The organism is Shewanella loihica PV-4, from assembly GCF_000016065.1.
GTDB lineage: Bacteria > Pseudomonadota > Gammaproteobacteria > Enterobacterales > Shewanellaceae > Shewanella > Shewanella loihica.
On sequence record NC_009092.1, the window covers coordinates 3976649 to 3998422 of the forward strand.

A 21774-nucleotide genomic window follows, 5' to 3' on the forward strand; every position below is an offset into this window, starting at 1 on the left:
CGCGCCTTCCTTAGTCCTGTCGCTCCGTTAATCTAAATCACAACCTGATAACAAGTCGTGATCTAGATCATAATGAACAGGTATTAAAGATGAATCAAATTCAAAAAGCGCGTGAAGCTAAATTAGTGGTGCATGCTGTGGTCGTGAGCCTCTCCCTGAGCCGTGACTTTGGCCATCACCGACAGGGTCTCGCCATCCGCCAGGGTAAGTGTCAACGCCACCTCTTCCCCCAAAGCCGGCACGCCGGTCTTAAAGTCCGACATCATGCCGTGATAGCCACCGGGCGCCAATTTCACCATGCCATGGGGCGGGATCTGTATCGCCTCCACTCCTTGCATGCGCATCACCTCGTTCTCCATCAGCGTCTGATGCAGCTCCACCACACCACGAGGACTAGTGATAGCCTTGAGCACCAAGGGCTTGTCGCTGGGGTTATGTAGGGAAAGGTAGACGGGCACTACACGAGAGGTGGGCGGCATGCCGCGGATCCAGGCGTCGTGTACCATCAGCTCGCTAGCCTGGGCGACAGCGAACCAGCTACAAAGCAACACAAATAAGCAGAAACGACCTTTCATATGATTTCCTTTTTTCATGATTAGAGCAGACTCTCGATCTGTTGACGCATCTCGTCTATGGGGGTGCCAGTGTAGAAGAAACCGCGCACCCGCTGTTTGCCATCGAGCACGAAGATCTTGGCGGTGTGGGAATAGAGATAACCCTGACGCTTAGGCGCCTTGCTATCTTCCAGGCTCAGCTTCTTATACTCAGTGGTCACCTTCTCCTCGGCCAGCTTGGTATAGTCGGCCTTAAACAGCGCGGCGACCTCATCTATCTTCTCCCGCTCATCCACCAAGCCGATAAAGCTGGGGTCGAAATAGCTGAGGTATTTGTTCAGGTGCTTGGGCGTGTCGTAGTCGCTGTCGATGCTGATAAAGAGCACCTGAATGCGGTCTCGGGTCTCGCTCGGCAACTGGTGCATCAGCTGGCTGATGTGGGCCATGGTGGTCGGGCAGATGTCGGCGCAGTTGGTGTAGCCGAAGAACATCATCACCACCTTGTCGTGAAAGTCCGACAGACGAACCTCACCCCCCTTGCTGCTGCGCAGGCTAAAATCGCCACCAATCCCCTTGAGGATCGGCATGTTCGCCATGCTAGCAGCGCTCATCAGGCTGCCGATAAGCAGCACACAGAGGCTCAGGGCCAGATGAAACTTACCTTGGTTAACTCGTGTCATAGTCAATTCCTTCTCCTAACAACGCACCTCGGCGCCAAGATCGGTTACCGGCGGCAGGTACTCGGCACGGTACAGCACTACCTTAGCCCCCTCTGGGGTCACGGAGAGCTGCATGGTCACGCCGACTCGCGCCAGCTCGACCTCGCCCTCGCTGTTGGTGGCCGTCCACTGATACTCGAAACTCAAACGGTATTGCCCATCCTCTGGCGTCAGGCTGTAGTTCTTGATCACCCGCCGGCTGTCGCTGTGATTCAGGCTGTGCAGGTAGGCGAGATACTGGCTCGGCCCCTGAGTGGGCTCTTCAGGCCCGGTGAAGCTTGCATCCTTAGCTAACAGACCGAGCAGAGTCACGTCATCCAGCCTATCTAGCGATTCAGTCCAGCGATAGAGCGCCGCGCGAACCAGATTGATCTCGGCGGCGGGGCGATAGCGGGAGGTGAAGTCATCATACTCGTTGACCAGAGTGACGCTGCTGCGCACCAATCCTTGATTATCCAGGCTCAGGCGCTGCACCACATATTGCCCCCTCACCTCGCTCTCGCCTTCGGTTGGCGAGGCCAGCTGAAACTCTGTCTCCACCTCGACCTCGACACCCTCCTGACTGCGAGCGATAGGGGTGATAGACATGAGATGATGGGCGCCCTGGCTTGGCAGGCTGCCGGCATACTCGGCGTAGTCCACTAGATCGCTCTCTGGCGCCAAGCGCTTGTCGGCCTGACCCATATCCAGGTTGGCATACCAGAGATAGACATTTGCCTCCAGGCCATAGTCCACCTCGGCGGCCGCTGCGCTGGAGGTTATAACAAACCCGCCCAGCATCATCAGCAATCCCATCAGGAGTAACCTTTGCATCCGCATCTCCCATCGTTGCGACGATAATGGGCTCGAGCCTCACCTAGACCCGAGCCCTTTTTGCCTAAGCCCTTAGCGCTTAGCCCTTAGCGCTTAGCCCTTAGGCCGTGGCTATGCTAGATGGCTTCTTGAGCTGCACCATCAGGTTGTCATCCCACTCGCCGTCGACCTTCACGTGAGCTGCGGCGCCCTTGATGATCGCCTCGATCAGGTTGTGGTTCACATAGGCATAGAGACCTGGCTGGCGGAAGGTGTATAGGGCGGCGCAGGCACTGCCCCCGGCGACCATCCAGGTTTCCAGATTGGTCTGCGGTGCATCGGTAAATGAACCCGCTGGCCAGACATAGTCACCGTGTCCGCCGATGATGTGCGGACGGGTGTCGCGGTTCGCCTGAGAGTGTACGAAGAGCACAGACTCACCCACCTTGGCGGTCATGGCGTTCTTGCCTGTCAGGGCACCTACGGCGCCGTTGAACACCACATGAGATGGAGTAAGTGTCTTCATCACCTCAAGCACCTCACTCATGCTGCCCATCACAGTGTCATAGGCCTTGTATTTGCCGTTGGCATCCTTTGGCACATAGAAGTCGGCTTCGCCTATGTAGTAGGCCTTGTCATATTTAACTGGCTTGCCTTCGGCATCTTTCAGACCGTCACGGGGCAGCACCATGATGGCGCCATGCATGCCCATGGCCACGTGCCAAGGGATCATCACCCCGCCCGGCGCACAGTGATACACGAAGGTGCCGGCCTTGGTCGCCTTGAAGCGGAAGGTCACCTCCTGGCCGGGAGAAACCAGAGTCAGCTCGCCGCCGCCCAGGGCGCCGGTGGCCGCATGCAGGTCGATGTTGTGGGCCAGGGCGTTGGTCGCAGGGTTCACCAGAGTCAGCTCGACGAAGTCATGTTGATGACAGACGATGAGCGGGCCAGGCACGCTACCGTTGAAGGCGCAGACCCAAGCCTTGGTGCCGTTTTCCAGCTCCACCTGCTTCTCTTCTACCACCAGCTTCACCTGCACCACCTTAGGCTTACCCTTGGCGACCTGATCATGCTTAGGCACCATAGGTGGTGGCACCAGGTCTAAGGTGACGCGCGCAAGCTGCTCCGCCTTATAGTTGGCCATACGGTCTGACTTGGTCTGCGTGGTGGCCGAGGCACTGCTTGATACCAAGCCGGCCGCCATACCAGCGCCCACCAGGCCCAGACCGACTGAACCACTCAAGAAGCTACGACGTTGCTGATCGACATTCACTGCAGGGGTAGAAGATTGCTTTTCCATAAAATACTCCGTTGTTAGCGCATTTCACCAAAGGGGTTCAAACTGCCAGAGCCACTGTGATGAAGGTGTTATTACCTTGTTGCAGTTAAGACTATGCCTTTGACGCAGATTGAAATTGACTTTGGTCAAGTCGCTCAAGAAATTTCAAATTGGCTAAATTAGCCGAGAAAAGCGGGAGGTTTCAGGCGAGAAACGAGGCGAAAAAACAGACAAAAAATCCCTGCTATCCCAGATGGGACGGCGGGGTTAAAAGGACAATAGGGCGTGATATTCAGGCTGTCAAAGTGACCGGGAAAGCCCCTGCAAGCCTTACCATTTGTAATGATAAGTTTACAGAAATGAGAAAGCTAGGCGGTGAAAGAGTCGGCAGATTCAGGTTGGCCTCTACCGACAGAAGAAGGATAAAGTTAAGACTCGAATGCCTGCAGCCAATGTTTAAACAGCCCATCCAGCTGCTGTTTCTCATCGGGCGACAGACGACTGGTCAGGGCCTGCTGAGCCGCCACATGGGCCTCGATCGCCTCATCTATCAACGCGAGCCCCGCCTCGGTCAGGCCGACGCTGACGCTACGCCTGTCTTCCTGACAATGGCTGCGGGAGACCAGCCCCTTCTTCTCCAGACCATCGACGCGGTTGGTCATGGCCCCCGAGGTGAGCATCATGGCCGCCAGCAGATCCGAGGGCGTCAGGCGATAGGGCTCTCCCGAGCGGCGCAGGGTCGCCAACACATCGAACTCCCCCATGCTGATGCCAAACTGCTTATGACAAGCACTGACCTCTGTCTCCAGATGTTTATAGATACGCATCATGCGGCCGAGGATCGCCATAGGCAGGGTATCCAGTTGCGGCTTCTCCTTGGCCCATTGGGCCCTTAGGCGATCGACGCCATCGAGGTGATTTGAGTTCATCTGCTCTCCGAGAACACATAGAGTGGTGTCAGGCTCAATGGTCACGACCATAGAGGAAACGGTAACCACAGGCATTTATCTTCAGGTAAAGATAATTAATCCTGAGATACTTTACAAGCAGAAATAAAAGGCGCAGACTTATATCTTCACGTAAAGATACTTTTTGTAGAGATAAACATGAATGTACTGCTAGCCATGATCCCCGCCTTCTTCTGGGGCACCACATACGCGGTGACCCAATATACGCTGCCGGATTGGCCTCCTCTGTTGCTTGGTGCCTTGCGAGCGCTGCCGGCCGGCCTTATCCTGCTGGCGATCAGGCCCAGCCTGCCAAAGCGTCAGGAGTGGAGCCTGCTGTTTCGCCTAGGCTTTATCAATATCGCCGCCTTCTTCAGCCTGATCTTCGTCATGGCCCTCACCCTGCCCTCGGCCATCTCGGGCGTCGGCATGATCTCTGTGCCTGTATTTGCCATGCTCTACCAGTGGCTGTTTCATGGGCGGCGCCCCGGCCTGACCCAGGGCTTCTTCGGCCTAGTGCTGATCGGCCTGGCCTGGCTACTGTTTAACCCCAACTCCATCAGCCTCAACCCCATAGGTCTGCTCGCCATGCTGGCGGCCATCAGCTGCATCATAGTCGGTAGCGGCATCACTAAGGCTCTTGGGGATCGCATGCATTGGTGGACGGTATTGACCTGGCAGCTGATCATCGGCGGCGTGCTGCTGAGTGTAGCGGCAAGCGTGCATGCCTGGCTGGCGCCCCAAGGCTATGGCAATGCGCTTAGCCAACTCAGCCAGAACAACCTTGTCGGCATCGGCTGGATCATCCTGCTCAATACCGTACTGGGTTATATCATGTATGTCTGGCTGTTGCAGCGCATGAGCGTGGTGGACTTTACCTTTGGCGGCATCGCAAACCCAGTGGCGGGTATCGTCTCTGGCATGGTGCTGCTGGGCGAATCTTTCACGCCGCATCAGTACCTGCTGATGTTGGCTATGATCGCCGCCTCACTGATGCCACAAATCATAGGCTTGATCGGTGAGCGCAGGCGTGTCGCTCAGACTAAAATCCAATAGGCTTCACAAATACCTATGTTTGAGTTTCCCCTGTTTTCACTAAGGGTTACCATGGCTTTTTCATTAATTAACAGGAAGATAAATTAGTATGAAAATTAGCGCACGCAACAACCTTACCGGTAAGATCAAGGCAATCGAAGAAGGTTCGGTAAACAACGAAGTGGTGATCGAGCTAGCTCCGGGCGTTGAGATCACCTCTGTGGTCACCAAGAAATCATGTGAGCAGTTGGGTCTGATGGTGGGCGGCGAAGCCTATGCCATCATCAAGGCAAGCAATGTGATGATCGCCGTCGACTAATTACTCTTTCGAGATTGATTTAGGCATAGGGCTGGAACGTTAAAACAGATGCCCTATGCCGACACCGCTTAGTCTAAACGATAAAATCGAGACGCTTTAATCTAAGCGACTTTAATCTAAGCGACTTTAATCTAAGCGCTTTTAATCCCGGCGATTTTAATCTAGGCGCCTTTAATCCAGATATTGCCAGGTGTCGGCGCCATCGAAGTGGCGGATCTGAATCTTCTCGCGCAGCGCCTCTGGTGCCATCCTGAAGTTCAGCGCTATCCTGGGCTCGCTCACCTTGTCCGTCGTCATGGTATGGGTCACGCAGCCACAGCGCTTGCAGTGGTAGAAGACCAGATACTTATCCCCATGGCTATACCCCACAAACGCACTCTCCTCCTGGCCGGACGGTGCCAGCTCGTTCAGGCTGACCTCCTTGGGATCAAAATAGCCCCACAGGGCGGCATAGCGGCTGCAGATGGAGCAGTTGCAAGAGGTGAGCGTTTCTGGAGGCGTCGCCAGGGTCAGTTGTACCTGCCCACAATGACAAGAGAGCTGCATGTCAAAATATCCTTATTTTTTAAGTCATGCCTAACCTAAAGGGTTAACTCTCTTATATCAAGACAAGGCCTAGTTGGCTGCGGTTACCGCTGGCGATAATGGCGATCAGTTATATCCCAGGATGTAGCAATCTGGCTCTTCATCTTTAAGATCTGTCTCGTTGCCCGCCAACATCTCCTGCAGCCATTGACGACGTGTCATGGCGCCATGATCAGATTCAGTCTCGGTAACCCTGTGCGCTGTGTTTGTTTCGTGTTCCATAATCAATACCCAATTCATCTTCACCCGTCGGTAATTCACCCGACCCTAATTAAGTATTTGAGAGCACAACAAAACGCCCGCCGCGTTTAATTTATCAAACACTTAAATTTGATTAAATGACTGAAAACTATTGATGTCAATGAATTTTATTGGTCATACAAATAAACCAACAAAAGCTGCACGCAGAAACCAGTAAATCGCAAAGCATTAATTATAAAGAATTTTATAAACTGAATTCTGTATTCAATCTTTTAAAAACCATAAACCAAGCTACTCGTATCCTTAAAAAAATTAATCTTCTGACCATCAAAATTAACGCCTCACACCCGATTGATAAAGCAAACACTTGTTTGAATATCAATTCCTGGCGAGCCTAAAAGCCAAGAATTGGCTGCCAAACCACTCAGGCGCGCACCGGGTGCGACACCTTGTCGCACTATCTGAGATTGCCTTTGTCAGGCCTAAGCAGGGCTGCCACAATGCCGCCACCTAACTACCTAAGAACTACAAGATTATGGCGCTGCGTCTCTCTTTCCTTACGCTCTCAATCGGCACTGCCTTGCTGACTCTACCCTTTGCTCAGGCTCAAGAAGCCGCCTTCGAGATCATCGAAGTCCATGGTGCCCACCAGGGTAGCTATACCTCGGTGACGCCCGAGGCCCAGGCACCCGTCAGTGACATCAGCGGTCTGCTCACCCAGCTCCCAGGCACGGCCGTCAACGGTAACGGCCCGCTGACCGGCATCGCCCAGTATCGCGGCCTGTTCGGCGACAGAGTCAATACCCAGGTCAATGGTGTCTCCCTCGCCGGCGCAGGCCCCAATGCCATGGACACTCCGCTGAGCTATGCCAGCCTGATCAACAGTGAGCGCATCGAGATGCACCGCGGCATAGCCCCCGTCTCGGCCGGCACTAACACGGTAGGCGGCAGCATCAAGGTGATCGAATCCCAGGCCAGCTTTAACGATACTCAGGGTCGCATCGCCGCCCAGTATCAAGGCAATGGCGGCCAGAGCCATCTGGGGGCCAAGGTCAATGTGGGTGGAAAGAACCACGCCCTGCTGGTCTATGGCGACCTCATGCATGGAGATGAGGATATGAAATCCGGCGACGATCTTCGCCTCTCTCCCACCGGCTACGACAAGCAGATCATCGGCGGCCAATACCGCTTAAACCTCAGCGACAAGGGGTTGGACGATGAGTCCATCGCCATCGGCTATCAACATCTGGAAACCACAGAGGCGGGCACCCCGGCGTTGCCTATGGATATCGACTTCATCCGTACCGACAGGGTGAAACTCGAAGGTGAGCACAGGCTCGATACCTGGGATCTCAACTGGCATCTGGCCTTTAGCGATGCCAGACACGGCATGGACAACTTCAGCGAACGTCAGAAGCCAGAGAGTGCCAACGCCCGTTACAACAACGCCGAGAGCCAGAGTTATGATATGGCGCTGACACTGGGCAGAGATGCCTGGCTGTTTGGCCTCGACAGTCAGCTGAGTGAACACAACTCGCTGATCACAGATCCCACCAAACCCATGTTCAGGGTCGACAACTTCAACAAGGTGCAGGACGATACCTATAGCGCCTTCGCCCAATGGCAACAGGATATCGACCAGTGGCATTGGCAGCTCGGCGCCAGGGTGAAACACTACCGCACCGATGCCGATGAGGTCAGCCACTCAATGGCTGGCGCCATGCCGGCCATCAAGGTGTTGATGGACAGATATAACCAGGCGGATCGCACCCAGGCGCAGACGGGGCTGGATCTGGTGATCAACGGCCGTTATAGGGTCAATGAGGAGTTAACCTGGATACTCGGGCTGGCCCGCAAACAGGACAGCGCCAGCTATCAGCAGAGATACCTGTGGATCCCGATGCAATCGACCGGTGGACTCGCCGACGGGCGCACCTATGTGGGCAAGATGGATCTGGATCTGGAAACCGCCTATCAGCTGGAGCTGGGCGCCGACTTCAACCGCCAGGGACTAAGCATCAGCCCACGAGTCTTCCTGCATCGCATCGACGACTATATTCAGGGGGTGAAGTCGACCGATCCCGCGGTGATCATGGCCGCCAACATGATGGGCAGCCAAGATCCGATGGAATTTGCCAATGTCGATGCCCAGCTACTGGGGATGGATATTAACGCCAGCTATGAGATAACAGATCAGTGGCAGCTGGATCTCCTAGCCAGCTATGTCAGCGGCGAGCGCCGCGACATCGACGACAACCTCTACCGCATAGCACCGCCAAAGGTAAATTTGGGGCTCAACTTCAGAGAAGGCAACTGGTCTGCCCGCATCGAAGGGGTGATGGTGGCGGCTCAGGACAAGGTATCAGAGAGTCAATCCGAGCAGGCCAGCGCGGGCTACGGCCTGGTCAACCTGGTACTGGCCTACGACAGACAAAACTGGCTGGTTAAGGCTGGGGTCAACAACCTGTTCGATATCGACTATGAAGATCATCTCGGCGGCTACAACCGGGTGTTCAATGCCGACCTAACGCCGGGGCAACGCATGCCGGGCACTGGCATGAATGCCTGGCTCACCGGGGAGTATCGCTTCTAACAGTTAACTCGTTTTTGGGAACCCTCCACTGCGCTCCCGGCCCCGAGCACCCTGCACGCTCGGGGCTTTTTTTATCTACAACGCCTGTTTGTCACGTTTACGGCGCAGCATATCTTCGTCGGCCTGAGCCAGCAGAGTATCCAGTCGCGCATCCTGATCCACTATCTTATGGCCTATGGTCACAGTCACCTCGGGTAGATGGCTGTCGAGCATGGCATTATCCAGCCCCTGCATGATGCGCGTCTCGGTGGCAATCACATCCTCATCGCTCTGACACATGAGCAGCACCACAAACTCGTCGCCGCCTATGCGCCCAACCACATCTGACCCTCTGACGCTCTGCTTGATGATCCCCGCCAGCAACTTGAGTACCTCGTCGCCCACCGAGTGGCCGTGACCGTCATTGATCCCCTTAAAGTTATCGACATCGATATAGAGCATCGCCAGACGGCTGTCGTTGCGCTGAGCCAGCTTCATTCGCTGTCTGGCTAACCCATTAAATCCACGACGATTATTGATATGACACAGGTCATCCAGATGCGCCAGCTGCTTGAGCTCACCGTAGATATCCAGCAGGGCGAGATCCGCCTCAAGGATCTCCTTGAGTTCGTGGATCAGCTCGATATAGCTGTCCTGATACTCTGTCTTGGCATAGTCCATCACACAGAAGGTGCCGAAACAGCGGCCATCGGGCCAAAACACCGGCACCCCGAGATAGGAGGAGAAGCCATCGTTTTGTACCTCGGGATTGGTGTCCCAGCAAGGATCTACCTTGGCGTCGGGCACATAGAGCGCCGCCTGGGTTTCGACGATGCGCCGGCAAAAAATATTGGTATCGGGGGGGATCACCACCCCAGACGGATAGGGATTGCTGACCTGCTTGCTGGCGATGGTCACCTGAAACCCCTTCGGGGTGTATTGCACCAAGAAGCTGGCCGGCGCGTTAAACACGTGGGCCAGCAGGTTAACGGTTTTCTGCCATTTATCGAGCGAGATGAGATCGATAGGATTATCGAGAAGAAAGCGTTCACTGCTGTACAAAGATTCTGTCGACATCGCCTTTCCTTTCTTGAGGATAACGAAATCGCCTTCCTAGCGTCTTGACCTCAGGTCAAACACACCTGCCTGTGAACTAGCCATGCCTTAGAGCATAGAGGTCAACGGAGAGCAATTCAAACCCAAATAATAAACATTATAAATACATCTTTTATTAAATTATGGGATGAAATGCTCACTAGAGCAATGCTCTAGCAAGCTTATTGACTGATATCTTGAGGCTTCTTGAGCAGCTTGCGCTGCAGGGTTCGCCTGTGCATTCCCAGTTGCCGCGCCGTCGCCGACACATTGCCCTTGTTGGCGGTCAGCACCTGCTGTAGATGTTCCCACTCCACCCGCTTAGGGCTCAGGGGCGCCTCATCCACCTCGGGGGCGATCGCCTTGGGCGCCTTGTCGTCCAGCACCCTCAGCAGGGTAGCGGTATCCGCCGGCTTGGTCAGATAGTTATCGGCCCCCAGACGCATCGCCTCGACGGCGGTGGCTATGCTGGCATAGCCGGTCAGCAGCACCAACACGGCCTGGGGCACAGCCCCCTTGAGCGGCGCGATCAGTGCCAGGCCATTGTCTTCGGCCAACTTCATGTCCAGCAGAATATGGCTGGGTTTAAACTGACGCGCCTTAAGCAGCGCCTGGGTGGCATCGTGGGCCAATTCACACTCAAAGCCGTGCTTGCCCATGCGCCGCGCCAGGATCCCGGCGAAACTCTGCTCATCTTCGATGATCAATAAGCGCTTCATGCAGCCCCCTGTATCGGCAGGTAGACCTGGGCCACGGCGCCGCCATCCACATGACTGCCGAGGATCAAGCGCCCGCCCAGACGCTCCAGGCTCGCATGGCTGAGCAACAGGGCGACCCCCATCCCCTTGGGCTCCTCGATTATCTGATGCCCCAGCTGCTGCACCAAAGACGCCGGAATACCCGGGCCGAAGTCGCGCACCCCAAGCACCAGCTCATCCCCCTGACGCTGGGCGGAGAAGCTCACCTTCTGCTCGCCCGTCGCCTCCTGACTGGCCCTGGCACCATTCTCGATGAGCGCCAGTAAGGCGGGCTGCAGGCTGGCATCGACCCGCAACTGCAGCCTGTCGAGGCCATCATCTGGCTCCAACGACAGTTTCACCGCCGGCATAAGCAGATTGACCTGCTCACTCAAGCCGCTCAGCAGTTGCTCGGCGGATTCCAGCCGCTGCGCCCCCTCGCGGATCGATTCGGTGGCGCTGCGCAGCGCCGTCAGGGTGGACTCGCAAACCGTCAGTGCCGATTGCATCTCCTGCAGCGCAGGCCCATTACCATCGGCCTCCTCCTGCAACTCATCCACCAGCAACCTCATGCTAGCCAGTGGGGTCGCCAGCCGGTGAGCCATCTGCGCCGAGGCGGTACCCAGGGCGATCAACTTCTCTTGACGCAACTGCGCCTCACGCATAAAGGCAAGCTGAGCATCCTGGCGCCGCATGCGTTTGGCCAGCAGGGCCACACTCGTGGTCAACACCAGGGAGGAGATGATGAAGTTGACCCACATCCCCAGGTAGTGAGACTGCATATCCATGCCGTGATGACTCATGGCGCTCTCCGGCATGGTAAACAGCATCAGGCTGTAGGCCAGGTTCGACAGCAGGGCCAATGACCAGGGCGCCCAGAAGGGCAGCAGCACGGCGGCGATGGCTATCGGCAGCAATAGCAGGGAGATGAAGGCGTTGGTAGCGCCACCGGAGAAATAGAGCCAGGAGATCCATAGCAGGGTGTCGAGCACCAGGGCGATAAACAGCCCAGACTCGCTACTGAGCAGGGGCTTTCTCAGCCAGAAGGTGAAGCTTAAATAGAAGGCCTCGAGGATCAGGGTGAGATTCAGCGCCGGGCTATGGAGCGACAGACCGAAGGTGTCGGCAAACAGGAAGGTGAGACAGAGTTTTAGCATCAAGGCCATGATGCGCAGCAAGGCCAGTTGGTCGGCGGCCCGATAGCGGCCATAACTCAGAGTCGTCACATTGCTTTCCTATTTGAGATCAAAGACTAATCCTATCTTCGCCAGGGCGTCACCCGAGCGGGACAGGCTGTATTTTACGCCCTGTTCGAAGTCGATTTCACTCTTTATTGCCAAAGATTTGAGGCGCGCCATACTCAGGCTGCAATCCTTGGGTCGCTTGGCCAGGTCGCTCGGGCTCGACTGAGGCGAGATGTGCTTACTGCTCAGCCCCATTATCTCGGCCATCTTAAGCAGCATCTGGTACTTGGTCATGCGCTCGGTGCCGGTGAAATGATAGATGCCCGCCACATCGCCCGCCTGTTGCTGACGTGCAACCAGCTTAACCAGGGCGTTGGCGATATCCAGTGTCGAGGTGGGGCTGCGCACCGCCCAATCATCCTGCTGGGTAGGCACCTGATTGACTAGCTGTTTTAACATCACCAACACCGCCGACTCATCCAGCGACTCGACCCGGCCATAGAGGATGGGTAGACGTAGCACGGCGAACTCTCTGGACACCTCAATCAGTGCCTGCTCCCCCTCACGCTTGGTCTCGCCATAGAAATTGAGCGGATAGGTCTGGTCCTCTTCGCCATAATCGGGCGAGGTGCCATCGAACACATAATCTGTGGAGATGTAACAGAGCCAGGCACCATTAGCCTTAGCCGCCTGGGCGAGCTGGCGAGTCGCGGCCAGGTTGAGGGCCTTTGCCGCCTCGGGGTCACGCTCAGACACATCCGGTCGCCGCTCGGCCGCGCAGTGTAGAATCACCTCGGGTTTGTGGGTCTCGATAAATTGCTTTACCGCCCCCTCGTCGGTCAGATCCAGCCTATGGGTATCTTTACCGGCGCGCGAATAGCCGCAGGTCAAAAGCGTCACCGGCTCTTTTGCAAATTGCTCAACTAAAGCGCGCCCCAGCAGGCCGGTGGCGCCAGTTATCATTATCTTCAGCATTAATGGGATTCTCTGTTAGTCGGCTCACTACCCGGCTGCAGCAAGGGGCAATTTTCGGGTAATACCATGGCGATCGCGCCGGCCTTAAGCTCGAACTCCACATGAGACTCGGCGATAGGCTCGCCGTCGAGATTGATGGGCATAGGCGGGTTGGAGCGCCAGCTGGCCTGGGTATCGCGATGATATTTCACATACTCATTGTCGGCCTTGGGCGATTGCAACTCGGCGATCACCTGCGCCAGGGCCTCGATGGGAAACTGATGTAGGGCGACTAAGTCCATCAGGCCATCGTTGATATAGGCATCCGGCGCCAGCACCTGGCCGCCACCGGCCTGACGGCCGTTACACACGGCGCCCACCAACAACTGCTGCTGGCTGGCCTCGCCATGTATGGTAAATTCGCCGTCATAGGGCTTGAAATTGAGCGCCTGCACCAGCCCGGACAGGGTATAGGCGCCGCCACCGAGAAAGTGTTTCAGCGCCAGCGGCGTGTTGGCGGTGACCTGGGCGCCGAAACCACCACTGGCAATATTCACCACATACCTGTCGTTGGCGCGGATCACATCCACATCATAGGCAGAAGCTTCCGCCGCCAGCCTCAGCGCCGCCTCCAGATCAGCTGGCACCCGGGCGGCGGTGGCAAAGTCATTGGCGGTACCCAGCGGCAAGATTGCCAGCTCGCAGCGCTTATCCTTATCATGGTTCATCAGGGCGCTAACCAGCTCGTTGAGCGTGCCATCACCACCCGCCGCCACCAAACGCTGACAGCCCTCGGCGATGGCCTCATCCACCAGACGGGCCACATCTCCAGCCTCGAAGGTGACTCGCACCTGAATCTCATGATCGGCGCGCACGCTGGCGATCGCCTGACGCAGCAGCTCGTCACCGGCCTTCTTACCATTGAGTATGATGCGAAGCTTCATATTTACTCTCCAACTGAATTGCCTTTGACAAGGCGCCAAGCACTCGACCCATGATAGCAGCAAGCCGCGACGGGCTAAACCTGACTGGCAGCCGAACCACACCATTAAACGAGTTTAATCCAAGGGAATTTGCCGCGCTCGGCGCAACAGGATATCCTCTTAAATTATCAAGGATATCAGGCCTTAGCTCGGAGCTTAACCATGAACAGATTAGTCTTACTCGCCATTGCCAGCATACTGCTGCCAGCCTGCAGCCAGCAGGCCACACAAACCAATAGCGAGCCCTCTTCGAAAGCGCGCTCTGCAGCGCAAACCGAGAATCAGGCGCCAAACAAGCCAGAGAATCACACGGCCAACCAGCCCAGCTTCGACTGTGGCAGTGACAAACTCTCCAGCATAGAGGTCTTGGTCTGCCAAGACAGCGAACTTGCCGCGCTGGATCGCCAGTTGGCCGAGGTCTACCAGGCCGCCAGTGCCAAGGCCGTCAACGAGCAGCCGCCACTCTTGAAAGCCGAACAGAGAGGCTGGATAAAGGGGCGCGACGAATGTTGGAAGAGTGACGACAAACATAGCTGCGCGTTTGACAACTACCAGATGCGTATCGCCGAGCTGCAGGCCAGATATCGCCTCATCGCCCCCAGCGCCGAGGTCAGCTACCAGTGCGATGGCATAGCCGCCAAAGAGGTGGTGGTGAGCTATTTTGCCACCGAGCCAGCAACCCTAATCGCCGAGTTCGGCGATAGCGTCTCGCTCATGTACAGCCAGCCCAGTGGCAGCGGTAGCCGCTATCAGGGGCGCAACGAGTCGCTATGGGAGCACCAAGGTGAGGCGCGCATCACCTGGGGCTATGGCGCCGAGCCGATGATCTGTAAGCTCGCCGACTGATCATGACACTGCCTCTGCTGCTGACAGGCCCCATGCTGCGTCACTGCGACGTAGACCATTTCACCCTGACGTTGGTGACCAGTGAGCCGCTGTCGCAATTAACCCTCACCCTGGGTGAGACCCAACACCTGCTTGCTGATGACGCAATCGAGTGCCTGGAGCTAGGCACTCACGCCTTCTTCTACCTCATCTATCTGAGCAAGCCCGGGCTCAATTCTCTCGACACCTGCATTCCCTATGGCCTTAGCGACAGCCATCACGGTGACCTACTCACGCCGCTGACGCAGCTGACCTATGGCGACAATCAGACACCGAATCTGGTGATCAAGCCAGAGATCGATACCCTGCTGCACGGTTCCTGTCGCAACGCCCATCATCACAGCAGCGATGCCATGGTCGCCGCCGATACCCTGCTCGAGAATGGACCGGATGTGGCCGAGCGTCCGGCGCTGATGATGCTGAGTGGCGATCAGATCTATGTCGATGATGTCGCCGGCCCCATGCTCTACGCCATCGGCAGAGTCATAGAGATATTGGGCCTGTATGAGGAAGAGTTTCAACAGGCGCCGCTCACCCATAGCAAGCAGATAAGCTACCACCCGGCGGCCATGTACCAGAGGCACAAGAAGCTGTTGCCGCGCACCGAATACCCGGCCGGCAGCGCCCTGGTGCGTTGGTATATCAATCACCCCATCTTCACCTCCTCCATCGCCGAGAATCACCTGGTGAGTCTGGCGGAAATCGTCGCCCTCTATCTGCTCACCTGGTCCCCAGAGCTGTGGCAACTCATCGATATTCCCAAGGAGGTGACCGGCCTGTCACCCGCCAATCAGCAGAGATGGCAGAGAGAGTGGATTCACTTACTCGAGTTTAAGGCGGGGCTGACCAAGGTGAGACGCCTGCTGGCGCATCTGCCGACCTATATGATCTTCGACGATCACGACATCACGGACGACTGGAACCTCACGGCGAAATGGGAACAGGCGGCCTATGGCCATGCTTTTTCTAAACGCATCATAGGTAATGCGCTGATCGGCTATCTGGTGTTTCAGGGACTGGGCAATCAGAAGGACAAATTTAGCGCTGCAATTCTGCCCCAGCTCAAACAGTTTCTCGCCGGTCGTGAGGAGGCGCAGCATGACGAGCTGATCGACGCCCTGCTCGGCTTCGACCAGTGGCACTACAGCCTCAATACCTCGCCCAAGTTGGTGGTGCTCGACACCCGCACCCAGAGATGGCGCAGCGAATCCAACCTGGCCAAGCCCTCCGGTCTGATGGACTGGGAGGCCCTGATGGAATTTCAGCAGCAGTTGGTGGGACAGGAGAAGGTGATTATCGTCTCGGCGGCGCCCATGTTCGGGGTGAAGCTTATCGAGGCGGTGCAGCGCGCGGCCACCTTTATCGGCGCCTCGCTCCTGGTGGACGCCGAAAACTGGATGGCGCACCCTGGCACGGCCAACACCCTGCTGAGCATCTTCCTGCACCGCAAGACGCCGCAGCAGTTTGTGATCCTCTCCGGCGATGTGCACTACTCCTTCGCCTACGACATAGGGATCCGCTTTCGCACTCAGGGACCGCAGATCTATCAGATCACCTCGAGCGGCATCAAGAATCAGTTTCCCGAGAAGCTGTTACCCGTGTTCGACAAGTTTAACGGCTGGCTCTATGGCCATTTCTCGCCGCTGAACTGGTTCACCAAACGCAAACGCATGTCGATTCGCGGCCGCCGCCCCAACGGCATGCGCAGTCAGCGGCTGATCAACGCCAGCGGCATAGGTCTAGTCAGCTTCGCTAAAGATGGGGCGCCCAGCAAGATCGCCGTACTCCATGGCGACATGAGCACCACAGAGTTTTTACCGCCGCGCCAGTCCCGCAAAGGCTAAGTCTCGCAAGGGCTAGGCCCGGTCAGCAACAGATCTAAACAGACAGTTCCGGCAGGCAGATATCCAGCTTTCGACCGGTGACCGGATCAGTGAAGGCGAGACGACGCGCCAGCAGCTTCATCGGCTGGGCAACATCCTCGGCGCTTCTGGGTAATAGAGTCGGATAGAAATTATCGTTAAGGATCGGCATCCCCAGGCTGTTCATGTGCAGGCGCAGCTGATGAGTCTTGCCGGTGATCGGCATCAGCTCGAAACGACCAATCTCTCCCTCGACGCTCACCAGAGCGATCTCCGAGTGGCTGTTGGCCTCGCCGTCGACGATGCGCATGGTAAAACTGGGTGTGCCCTTATCGATGCGATTCTTCACCGTCCAGCGTCTGGGCAGGCTAAGTTTACCGGCGTGATACTCAGCCAGTAGTTCTGGGGTAAGGCGCGCCAAGGCCTGATATTCCTTGGTGATCTGTCCATGGCGAAACAGGCCATGGTAGGCGTCGCGGCTGTCACTCTGCTTGACCAGCAGAACTATGCCCGCGGTGGCGCGATCCAGACGATGGGCGGCGATCAGCGTCTCACAGCCCGTGCGCTCCCTTAGCCGGTTGATTAAACACTGATTGATCACCTCACCACCCGGATGCAAAGCCATGAAATGGGGCTTGTTGGCCAGTACTATCTGCTCATCTAGATACAGAATCGATTCGCTAAAGGGAGGCGGCGCCTCATGGGCGACCTCGCGGTAATAGTACACCTTCTGCTGAGGTCGATAGGCTGTGGTAAGTTCCAGCGGCTGACCATCTTGCCAATGCACCTTGCCCTGGATGAAGCGCTCGCGCCAGACACCTGCGGAAATATTATCGAACCGCTGACAGAAATAGTCGTAAACACTCGCCGGGGGATTTTGGGTTTGAGGTAAGACGATGAAGGAGGCTTGAGCCGCGCGAACCATGACAGAAAGGCCTAAAGATGAAGGAGCGGCCATGGTAACAAAAATTGCGGCCCGGATGAGAGCAAATTATTGCCCGGCGTGGGACTTGATCAATTCGAGTACAAAATCCATCGTCTTGTGACAGTCGGGCTGATTGACCAGCACCTGCTTATCACGATTATACAGGGGCAGCACCTCGAGCCAACGCTGGCTGACCCAGGTGGCATCTTCCAAGTGCAGATCCGCATATAGCTCCTGCAAGGCTGGATTGACCAGATAGAACTGCTCCAACGCCGCACTGATCAGCTCAAATTCGCCCTTTATAGGCTCTTCACGCCAATTGTTACAGCTGAGCGTCCTGGCGATCCAGTTACCATCGCGTCGCTTGGCCGCCGAGAAGATCTTCACCCTCTGCTTGCCTTCCAGCACCAGGCCTAAACAATCGTCTTCGAGCTGATTAAAGTCTATGATCTCGCACTGAGTCGCCAGCGGATAACAGGGGGGATTGGCCTGAGGCCGTGACATGGCAAAGGCCAGGGGGAAGTGCCCCTTGAGCACCTCGGCAATCAGTTTCAAGCTGCTAGGCCCCGCCACTCGTATCTCTATTCTGCCGTCGGGCAAAAGTAGTTCGTCGCGGGTGATCAACGCCATCTCTTGAGTCAACATAGCAACCTCCTCCCCCTTGGTCGGTGATCGCCGTGAGTGTCGTGTCAGTGCGACTAAAAATTAACCAAGGAGCAATAATGATAAAGTGTAGCAGTTGTCAAAATTACTGCTCGAAACGCCATTATTGGATCGGCGATGCCATGCCAATCAAAATACCCGGTCCTTCGCTTATTAGACCCTAGAAAATTCCCTTTTGTTGCAGCCACTTCATTAGAAAGTGTTAATGTGACGCATAATATCGCCACTATTTAATACCTTATCTAAGTCCTCTGCCAGCACCTCACTCATCTGCACCGCCTGTCGCCAATAGCGTATCCGCTCCTCACTATCAAGGCGACTGAAGTCATTTCGGTCCGGCAGCTTGCCATAAGGCAGTTGGCTCAAATACTCCTCGCTGGGGGCCAAGATCAAGGCATTGTCATAGTTGTGTTTGGCCCGTCGCCAGGGCAAGGATTTGTCGAACCAGCCGGGCAGGATCTTGCTGTAGAAGTGGGGATACAGGGTCAATCCAGGCGCGTGGGCCAGGGGCAGATCGAAGTGATAATCTGTGATGCCACCGTCGTAATAATGGCCGGCGGGAGCCCCTTCGATGCGCTCAACAGGCGCCAGCACCCAAGGGATAGAGCCGGTGGCCAGCAGAACCTGGGCAATATTCTCCCCAGTCAGGGCCAGGTGACGACCCGGTAGATCCTTTAACTCATTAAAAGGCGAGGCGACGCCGCCGCTACCAAACAGGTAACGCTCGAAGTGCCATCCCAGGGTGCGACGACTCAGCAGATTAGTGACCGCCGTGGTGGCAAGACCGGCGCCAAGTGCGGCTCTATGGGACAGACGGTTGAGATGACGGCCACGACAAGCGATGAAATGGCTCTTGATCACAGGATTACTGACGATATCCGCTCCCTGCTGCGCCCCCAATATGCCAGAGACGATACCGGCGACCTTACGCGACACCTCACTCGCCGTGGGCTTGGTCTCGTAACGCTGGCCAATATATTCCCGCTCCAACCGCTCGTAGGCCGCCAGGGGATCCTGCTGTGCCAAACAGGCCAGGCGCCAGGCGCCGGATGAGGCTCCCAGGGTGTAGAGAGGCGTCTGTCTCGCCTTGAAGTAGGTGCCAAACAGATACTTATCCAGCGCGGCTATGCCTAGCCATTTTGGTCCACCCGATGCCGCCAACACCTGGGTAAAGAGCTCGGGTTTTAGCCCCTGCTCGGCGATCTGTTTGTAGGCGGTCGGCCCGGCGAGAAAACGTAACTTAAGCACCTAACTCGGCTCCCTGAATTTATCTGTGTGCGTGGCTTAAGCCATTCTATAAGAATTGCACTAAACTTGTCAGCGCGATTAAAATAGGCCGGTGGCAGGAGGTCACTGAGGATCAAAATGGACGACACGCTAACAATTAAGCCCTATCAAACACTCGCCTACGTCATCATCATGCTGACGGCCAGCCTGTTTATCATAAAGCAGCTTTTCCTGAGCGCCTTCGATGACCAATGGTGCCTCTTCATGGGCTACTGTCTGGCCATGCTCATCTGGGCTGGCGCATTACTGAAACAAGAGATCGTTTTTACCCCGCGGGCGATCGCCTTTATCAATATCCCCCTCACAGGCAGGGCTAGCCTTGGCAAGGAGACCCAGATCGCCTATAGAGATATTACTGGCTGCCACCTAATGCTCGCCGGATTGGAGATAGCGACAAACACAGAGGCCATCAGGGTTAGACTCAGGCTCAACGACAGGCTCATCTCCTGCCTCAGTGATAGTTTCGAGCGCCACGGCCTGCAAGCGACCCGAGAGGCTGTGCAGAAAAACCTAGCCTGAATTCACCCCACTCTCGGAAGGAGTCAACTTGCCACAGACTCACATCAGACGAACGACCAAGGGCCTGCTGATGCTCTGTTTCTTGCTCTGTCTCTTGCTCTGGCTGCCAGGCTGTCAGCGCGCCAAGGATGTGGATTATCTCTGGCAGGACTACAGTCAGCGTCTGGCCCATGTGATCGACCAGCCCTACTCGCCCCCGGAATTTAAGCCCATGCAGCTCGGCAAGGCCGACAGGCAGGAACAGGCCTCGATCACCATCTCGATTCTCGACACCCTGTCTCTGGGCCACTGCCCCCTGGGCCGCCTCATCGCCGACCACAACAGCACCCTGGGCAAGGTGGCACCGCCCAGCCAGCAACTCATCTACCAGATAAGCTTTATTCAGCTGGCGCCGGCCTGTATCGACACCTTGGATGAGGGGGAGCTCAAGACCAAGCTGACACAGGCACTCCAGCAGAAACAAGCTCATGCGATGGCCTACTTTAATCGGGTGCTCACCGGAGACATTAGCATCACCAAGAGCCTGTTTATCGGCTACGACTCCCTGGTGCTCGATGAGATGCGCGCCGGTCGCTTCGAGCTCGAGTCGGCCATCGGCCAGCTGCTGAGCATCAAAGGTCACATCAAGCAGCGCCAGTGGCAGCAGATAGACACGGCCCAGATAGAGCCCGCCCTCGCCCTCATGGCCCACCAAACTTTGCTGCAGAGATACCTGAGATCCCTCGCCTACAGTCAGGCGCAGCTCATTGCCCTCAACGACTATCTGCAGCGACATAGCGCATCGGTCGCCTGTCGACTCAATCATGCCAACCGCAAACAGGAGATACTGCAGAATGTATTTCATAAATACTACCTGGCCCAGACTCAGGCCTATCTGTCACAGCTCAATCAGCTGCATTATCGCCTTAGCGAGCCGCTACTCGCCCTCTTTGCCGGCAGTAGCCATCAGGCCTTCATCGAGCACTATTTCGGCGAGCAACCAGGCACCCTGCCGGAGCAGCTAAAATCCCAGATGCGCAGACACGTCAAGTGGTGGCAGGCCTTCAGGGAGAGCTGCAATATTGCCCCGCCTAGCTCCTCCACCTAAGCGCTAGATAAGCTGCTACACCCCAGGCTATCTTGCCGGCCAAAAAGCCTGCTACACTATTGGCTCTTTACAAGCCTGAGCCTCCAATCATGATCTTAGACACCTTAGAAAACCTGGCACACTACACCCACCTGGGACCCCGCATTGCCAAGGCACTGCAACACCTCAAAGAGACAGATTTCACCCAGCTGCCGGTGGGCAACTACGAGCTGGAGGGCAAAGATATCTTTGTCATCGTCAACGATTATGAGACCAAACCAAGAGAGGTCGAGCCCTTCGAGGTGCATCGCAAATATATCGACGTTCAGTATGTGGTGAGCGGCGAAGAGGAGTTTGGCTATCTGCCCCTGGCGGATCAGACTCCGTCCAAGCCCTACTACGACAAACACGACTACGCCGAATTTGACTATGAGTCGAACAAGGCGCGCGCCGCCTTTATTCCCTTCAAGGCCGGCATGTTTGCCCTCTTCTTCCCCCAGGACATGCATATGCCGGGCGTCTCGGCGACGCCGCAGAAGGTGCGCAAGGTGGTCATCAAGGTGAAAATTTAGAGCCTGTTGGCGCTTGCTGTTTGTTAACGCCCGCGCCTG

23 protein-coding genes are annotated in these 21774 nt (G+C 56.3%); 8 read left to right on the forward strand and 15 right to left on the reverse strand.

The window, feature by feature from the left end; genetic code table 11:
- Positions 1–122 precede the first annotated feature (122 nt).
- The 5 genes from SHEW_RS17240 to SHEW_RS17260 form a co-directional block, all read right to left on the reverse strand.
- Positions 123–575: a copper chaperone PCu(A)C gene (locus tag SHEW_RS17240; protein WP_011867128.1), complete on the reverse strand. Its 453-nt coding sequence runs from the start codon at positions 573–575 to the stop codon at positions 123–125.
- Positions 576–595: 20 nt separating this feature from the next.
- Positions 596–1234, reverse strand: a complete 639-nt coding sequence (locus SHEW_RS17245; RefSeq protein ID WP_011867129.1) for an SCO family protein — start codon at positions 1232–1234, stop codon at positions 596–598.
- A gap of 15 nt (positions 1235–1249) precedes the next feature.
- Positions 1250–2086 carry a hypothetical protein gene (locus tag SHEW_RS17250; RefSeq protein WP_011867130.1) on the reverse strand — a complete coding sequence of 279 codons (837 nt, stop codon included), beginning with the start codon at positions 2084–2086 and terminating at the stop codon, positions 1250–1252.
- Between the two features lie 100 nt (positions 2087–2186).
- A complete protein-coding gene (gene nirK / locus SHEW_RS17255) occupies positions 2187–3365 on the reverse strand; it encodes a copper-containing nitrite reductase (RefSeq protein ID WP_011867131.1) in 1179 nt (392 codons plus the stop codon).
- Positions 3366–3772: 407 nt separating this feature from the next.
- Positions 3773–4273, reverse strand: a complete 501-nt coding sequence (locus SHEW_RS17260; RefSeq protein ID WP_011867132.1) for a MarR family winged helix-turn-helix transcriptional regulator — start codon at positions 4271–4273, stop codon at positions 3773–3775.
- Positions 4274–4450: 177 nt separating this feature from the next.
- Between SHEW_RS17260 and SHEW_RS17265 the strand changes: the two genes are divergently transcribed.
- The gene (locus SHEW_RS17265; protein ID WP_011867133.1) at positions 4451–5347 is read left to right on the forward strand and encodes a DMT family transporter; all 897 of its coding nucleotides are present in this window, start codon (positions 4451–4453) and stop codon (positions 5345–5347) included.
- A gap of 88 nt (positions 5348–5435) precedes the next feature.
- Positions 5436–5645, forward strand: coding sequence for a TOBE domain-containing protein (locus SHEW_RS17270; RefSeq protein ID WP_011867134.1), 210 nt, complete (start codon positions 5436–5438; stop codon positions 5643–5645).
- Positions 5646–5816: 171 nt separating this feature from the next.
- Here SHEW_RS17270 and SHEW_RS17275 read toward each other — a convergent pair whose 3' ends face one another.
- Positions 5817–6191 carry a GFA family protein gene (locus tag SHEW_RS17275; RefSeq protein WP_011867135.1) on the reverse strand — a complete coding sequence of 125 codons (375 nt, stop codon included), beginning with the start codon at positions 6189–6191 and terminating at the stop codon, positions 5817–5819.
- Between the two features lie 105 nt (positions 6192–6296).
- On the reverse strand, positions 6297–6452 hold the full coding sequence (locus tag SHEW_RS20865; RefSeq protein ID WP_190272400.1) for a hypothetical protein: 156 nt from the start codon (positions 6450–6452) through the stop codon (positions 6297–6299).
- Positions 6453–6966: 514 nt separating this feature from the next.
- On the opposite strand from SHEW_RS20865, the gene SHEW_RS17285 reads away from it, so the two are divergent.
- Positions 6967–9024: a TonB-dependent receptor gene (locus SHEW_RS17285; RefSeq protein WP_011867136.1), complete on the forward strand. Its 2058-nt coding sequence runs from the start codon at positions 6967–6969 to the stop codon at positions 9022–9024.
- Positions 9025–9099: 75 nt separating this feature from the next.
- Here the strand turns inward: SHEW_RS17285 and SHEW_RS17290 are convergent, their stop codons facing one another.
- The 5 genes from SHEW_RS17290 to yegS form a co-directional block, all read right to left on the reverse strand.
- Positions 9100–10080, reverse strand: coding sequence for a sensor domain-containing diguanylate cyclase (locus SHEW_RS17290; protein ID WP_011867137.1), 981 nt, complete (start codon positions 10078–10080; stop codon positions 9100–9102).
- A gap of 200 nt (positions 10081–10280) precedes the next feature.
- Complete coding sequence (locus SHEW_RS17295) at positions 10281–10817, reverse strand: response regulator transcription factor (RefSeq protein WP_011867138.1); 537 nt, start codon at positions 10815–10817, stop codon at positions 10281–10283.
- Complete coding sequence (locus SHEW_RS17300; protein WP_049766592.1) at positions 10814–12001, reverse strand: sensor histidine kinase; 1188 nt, start codon at positions 11999–12001, stop codon at positions 10814–10816. Before SHEW_RS17300 ends, SHEW_RS17295 begins: the two co-directional genes overlap by 4 nt.
- A 69-nt stretch (positions 12002–12070) precedes the next feature.
- Positions 12071–12994 carry a dTDP-4-dehydrorhamnose reductase family protein gene (locus SHEW_RS17305; protein WP_011867140.1) on the reverse strand — a complete coding sequence of 308 codons (924 nt, stop codon included), beginning with the start codon at positions 12992–12994 and terminating at the stop codon, positions 12071–12073.
- Complete coding sequence (yegS, locus tag SHEW_RS17310; RefSeq protein WP_011867141.1) at positions 12994–13917, reverse strand: lipid kinase YegS; 924 nt, start codon at positions 13915–13917, stop codon at positions 12994–12996. Before yegS ends, SHEW_RS17305 begins: the two co-directional genes overlap by 1 nt.
- A 201-nt stretch (positions 13918–14118) precedes the next feature.
- Here yegS and SHEW_RS17315 point away from each other — a divergent pair, with 201 nt between their 5' ends.
- Complete coding sequence (locus SHEW_RS17315; RefSeq protein WP_011867142.1) at positions 14119–14802, forward strand: MliC family protein; 684 nt, start codon at positions 14119–14121, stop codon at positions 14800–14802.
- A 32-nt stretch (positions 14803–14834) separates the two neighbouring features.
- Positions 14835–16685 (forward strand): alkaline phosphatase D family protein, encoded by a 1851-nt coding sequence (locus SHEW_RS17320; protein WP_049766593.1) that lies wholly within the window; start codon positions 14835–14837, stop codon positions 16683–16685.
- A gap of 34 nt (positions 16686–16719) precedes the next feature.
- On the opposite strand, the gene SHEW_RS17325 is transcribed toward SHEW_RS17320, so the two are convergent.
- The 3 genes from SHEW_RS17325 to SHEW_RS17335 all read right to left on the reverse strand — a co-directional run bounded on the left by SHEW_RS17325 (position 16720) and on the right by SHEW_RS17335 (position 19539).
- Positions 16720–17628: a pseudouridine synthase gene (locus SHEW_RS17325; RefSeq protein WP_041406745.1), complete on the reverse strand. Its 909-nt coding sequence runs from the start codon at positions 17626–17628 to the stop codon at positions 16720–16722.
- A gap of 66 nt (positions 17629–17694) precedes the next feature.
- Positions 17695–18273 (reverse strand): LON peptidase substrate-binding domain-containing protein, encoded by a 579-nt coding sequence (locus tag SHEW_RS17330; protein WP_011867145.1) that lies wholly within the window; start codon positions 18271–18273, stop codon positions 17695–17697.
- Between the two features lie 210 nt (positions 18274–18483).
- Positions 18484–19539, reverse strand: a complete 1056-nt coding sequence (locus SHEW_RS17335; RefSeq protein ID WP_011867146.1) for an alpha/beta hydrolase — start codon at positions 19537–19539, stop codon at positions 18484–18486.
- A gap of 117 nt (positions 19540–19656) precedes the next feature.
- Here SHEW_RS17335 and SHEW_RS17340 point away from each other — a divergent pair, with 117 nt between their 5' ends.
- From SHEW_RS17340 to SHEW_RS17350, 3 genes are all read left to right on the forward strand, one after another.
- On the forward strand, positions 19657–20097 hold the full coding sequence (locus tag SHEW_RS17340; protein WP_011867147.1) for a hypothetical protein: 441 nt from the start codon (positions 19657–19659) through the stop codon (positions 20095–20097).
- Between the two features lie 28 nt (positions 20098–20125).
- Complete coding sequence (locus tag SHEW_RS17345) at positions 20126–21184, forward strand: DUF3080 family protein (RefSeq protein WP_041406746.1); 1059 nt, start codon at positions 20126–20128, stop codon at positions 21182–21184.
- Between the two features lie 89 nt (positions 21185–21273).
- Positions 21274–21735 carry a NanQ anomerase/TabA/YiaL family protein gene (locus SHEW_RS17350; RefSeq protein WP_011867149.1) on the forward strand — a complete coding sequence of 154 codons (462 nt, stop codon included), beginning with the start codon at positions 21274–21276 and terminating at the stop codon, positions 21733–21735.
- The last annotated feature ends 39 nt before the right edge of the window (positions 21736–21774 follow it).

Coding starts and splice junctions, on each gene's coding strand:
- SHEW_RS17295 (WP_011867138.1), bottom strand. CDS start 10,817: ATGAAGCGCTTATTGATCATCGAAGATGAGCAGAGTTTCGCCGGGATC.
- SHEW_RS17320 (WP_049766593.1), top strand. CDS start 14,835: ATGCTGCGTCACTGCGACGTAGACCATTTCACCCTGACGTTGGTGACC.
- SHEW_RS17325 (WP_041406745.1), bottom strand. CDS start 17,628: ATGGTTCGCGCGGCTCAAGCCTCCTTCATCGTCTTACCTCAAACCCAA.
- nirK (WP_011867131.1), bottom strand. CDS start 3,365: ATGGAAAAGCAATCTTCTACCCCTGCAGTGAATGTCGATCAGCAACGT.
- SHEW_RS17290 (WP_011867137.1), bottom strand. CDS start 10,080: ATGTCGACAGAATCTTTGTACAGCAGTGAACGCTTTCTTCTCGATAAT.
- SHEW_RS17260 (WP_011867132.1), bottom strand. CDS start 4,273: ATGAACTCAAATCACCTCGATGGCGTCGATCGCCTAAGGGCCCAATGG.
- SHEW_RS17240 (WP_011867128.1), bottom strand. CDS start 575: ATGAAAGGTCGTTTCTGCTTATTTGTGTTGCTTTGTAGCTGGTTCGCT.
- SHEW_RS20865 (WP_190272400.1), bottom strand. CDS start 6,452: ATGGAACACGAAACAAACACAGCGCACAGGGTTACCGAGACTGAATCT.
- SHEW_RS17315 (WP_011867142.1), top strand. CDS start 14,119: ATGAACAGATTAGTCTTACTCGCCATTGCCAGCATACTGCTGCCAGCC.
- SHEW_RS17265 (WP_011867133.1), top strand. CDS start 4,451: ATGAATGTACTGCTAGCCATGATCCCCGCCTTCTTCTGGGGCACCACA.
- SHEW_RS17285 (WP_011867136.1), top strand. CDS start 6,967: ATGGCGCTGCGTCTCTCTTTCCTTACGCTCTCAATCGGCACTGCCTTG.
- SHEW_RS17340 (WP_011867147.1), top strand. CDS start 19,657: ATGGACGACACGCTAACAATTAAGCCCTATCAAACACTCGCCTACGTC.
- SHEW_RS17305 (WP_011867140.1), bottom strand. CDS start 12,994: ATGCTGAAGATAATGATAACTGGCGCCACCGGCCTGCTGGGGCGCGCT.
- yegS (WP_011867141.1), bottom strand. CDS start 13,917: ATGAAGCTTCGCATCATACTCAATGGTAAGAAGGCCGGTGACGAGCTG.
- SHEW_RS17300 (WP_049766592.1), bottom strand. CDS start 12,001: ATGGCCTTGATGCTAAAACTCTGTCTCACCTTCCTGTTTGCCGACACC.
- SHEW_RS17275 (WP_011867135.1), bottom strand. CDS start 6,191: ATGCAGCTCTCTTGTCATTGTGGGCAGGTACAACTGACCCTGGCGACG.
- SHEW_RS17270 (WP_011867134.1), top strand. CDS start 5,436: ATGAAAATTAGCGCACGCAACAACCTTACCGGTAAGATCAAGGCAATC.
- SHEW_RS17330 (WP_011867145.1), bottom strand. CDS start 18,273: ATGTTGACTCAAGAGATGGCGTTGATCACCCGCGACGAACTACTTTTG.
- SHEW_RS17250 (WP_011867130.1), bottom strand. CDS start 2,086: ATGCAAAGGTTACTCCTGATGGGATTGCTGATGATGCTGGGCGGGTTT.
- SHEW_RS17350 (WP_011867149.1), top strand. CDS start 21,274: ATGATCTTAGACACCTTAGAAAACCTGGCACACTACACCCACCTGGGA.
- SHEW_RS17245 (WP_011867129.1), bottom strand. CDS start 1,234: ATGACACGAGTTAACCAAGGTAAGTTTCATCTGGCCCTGAGCCTCTGT.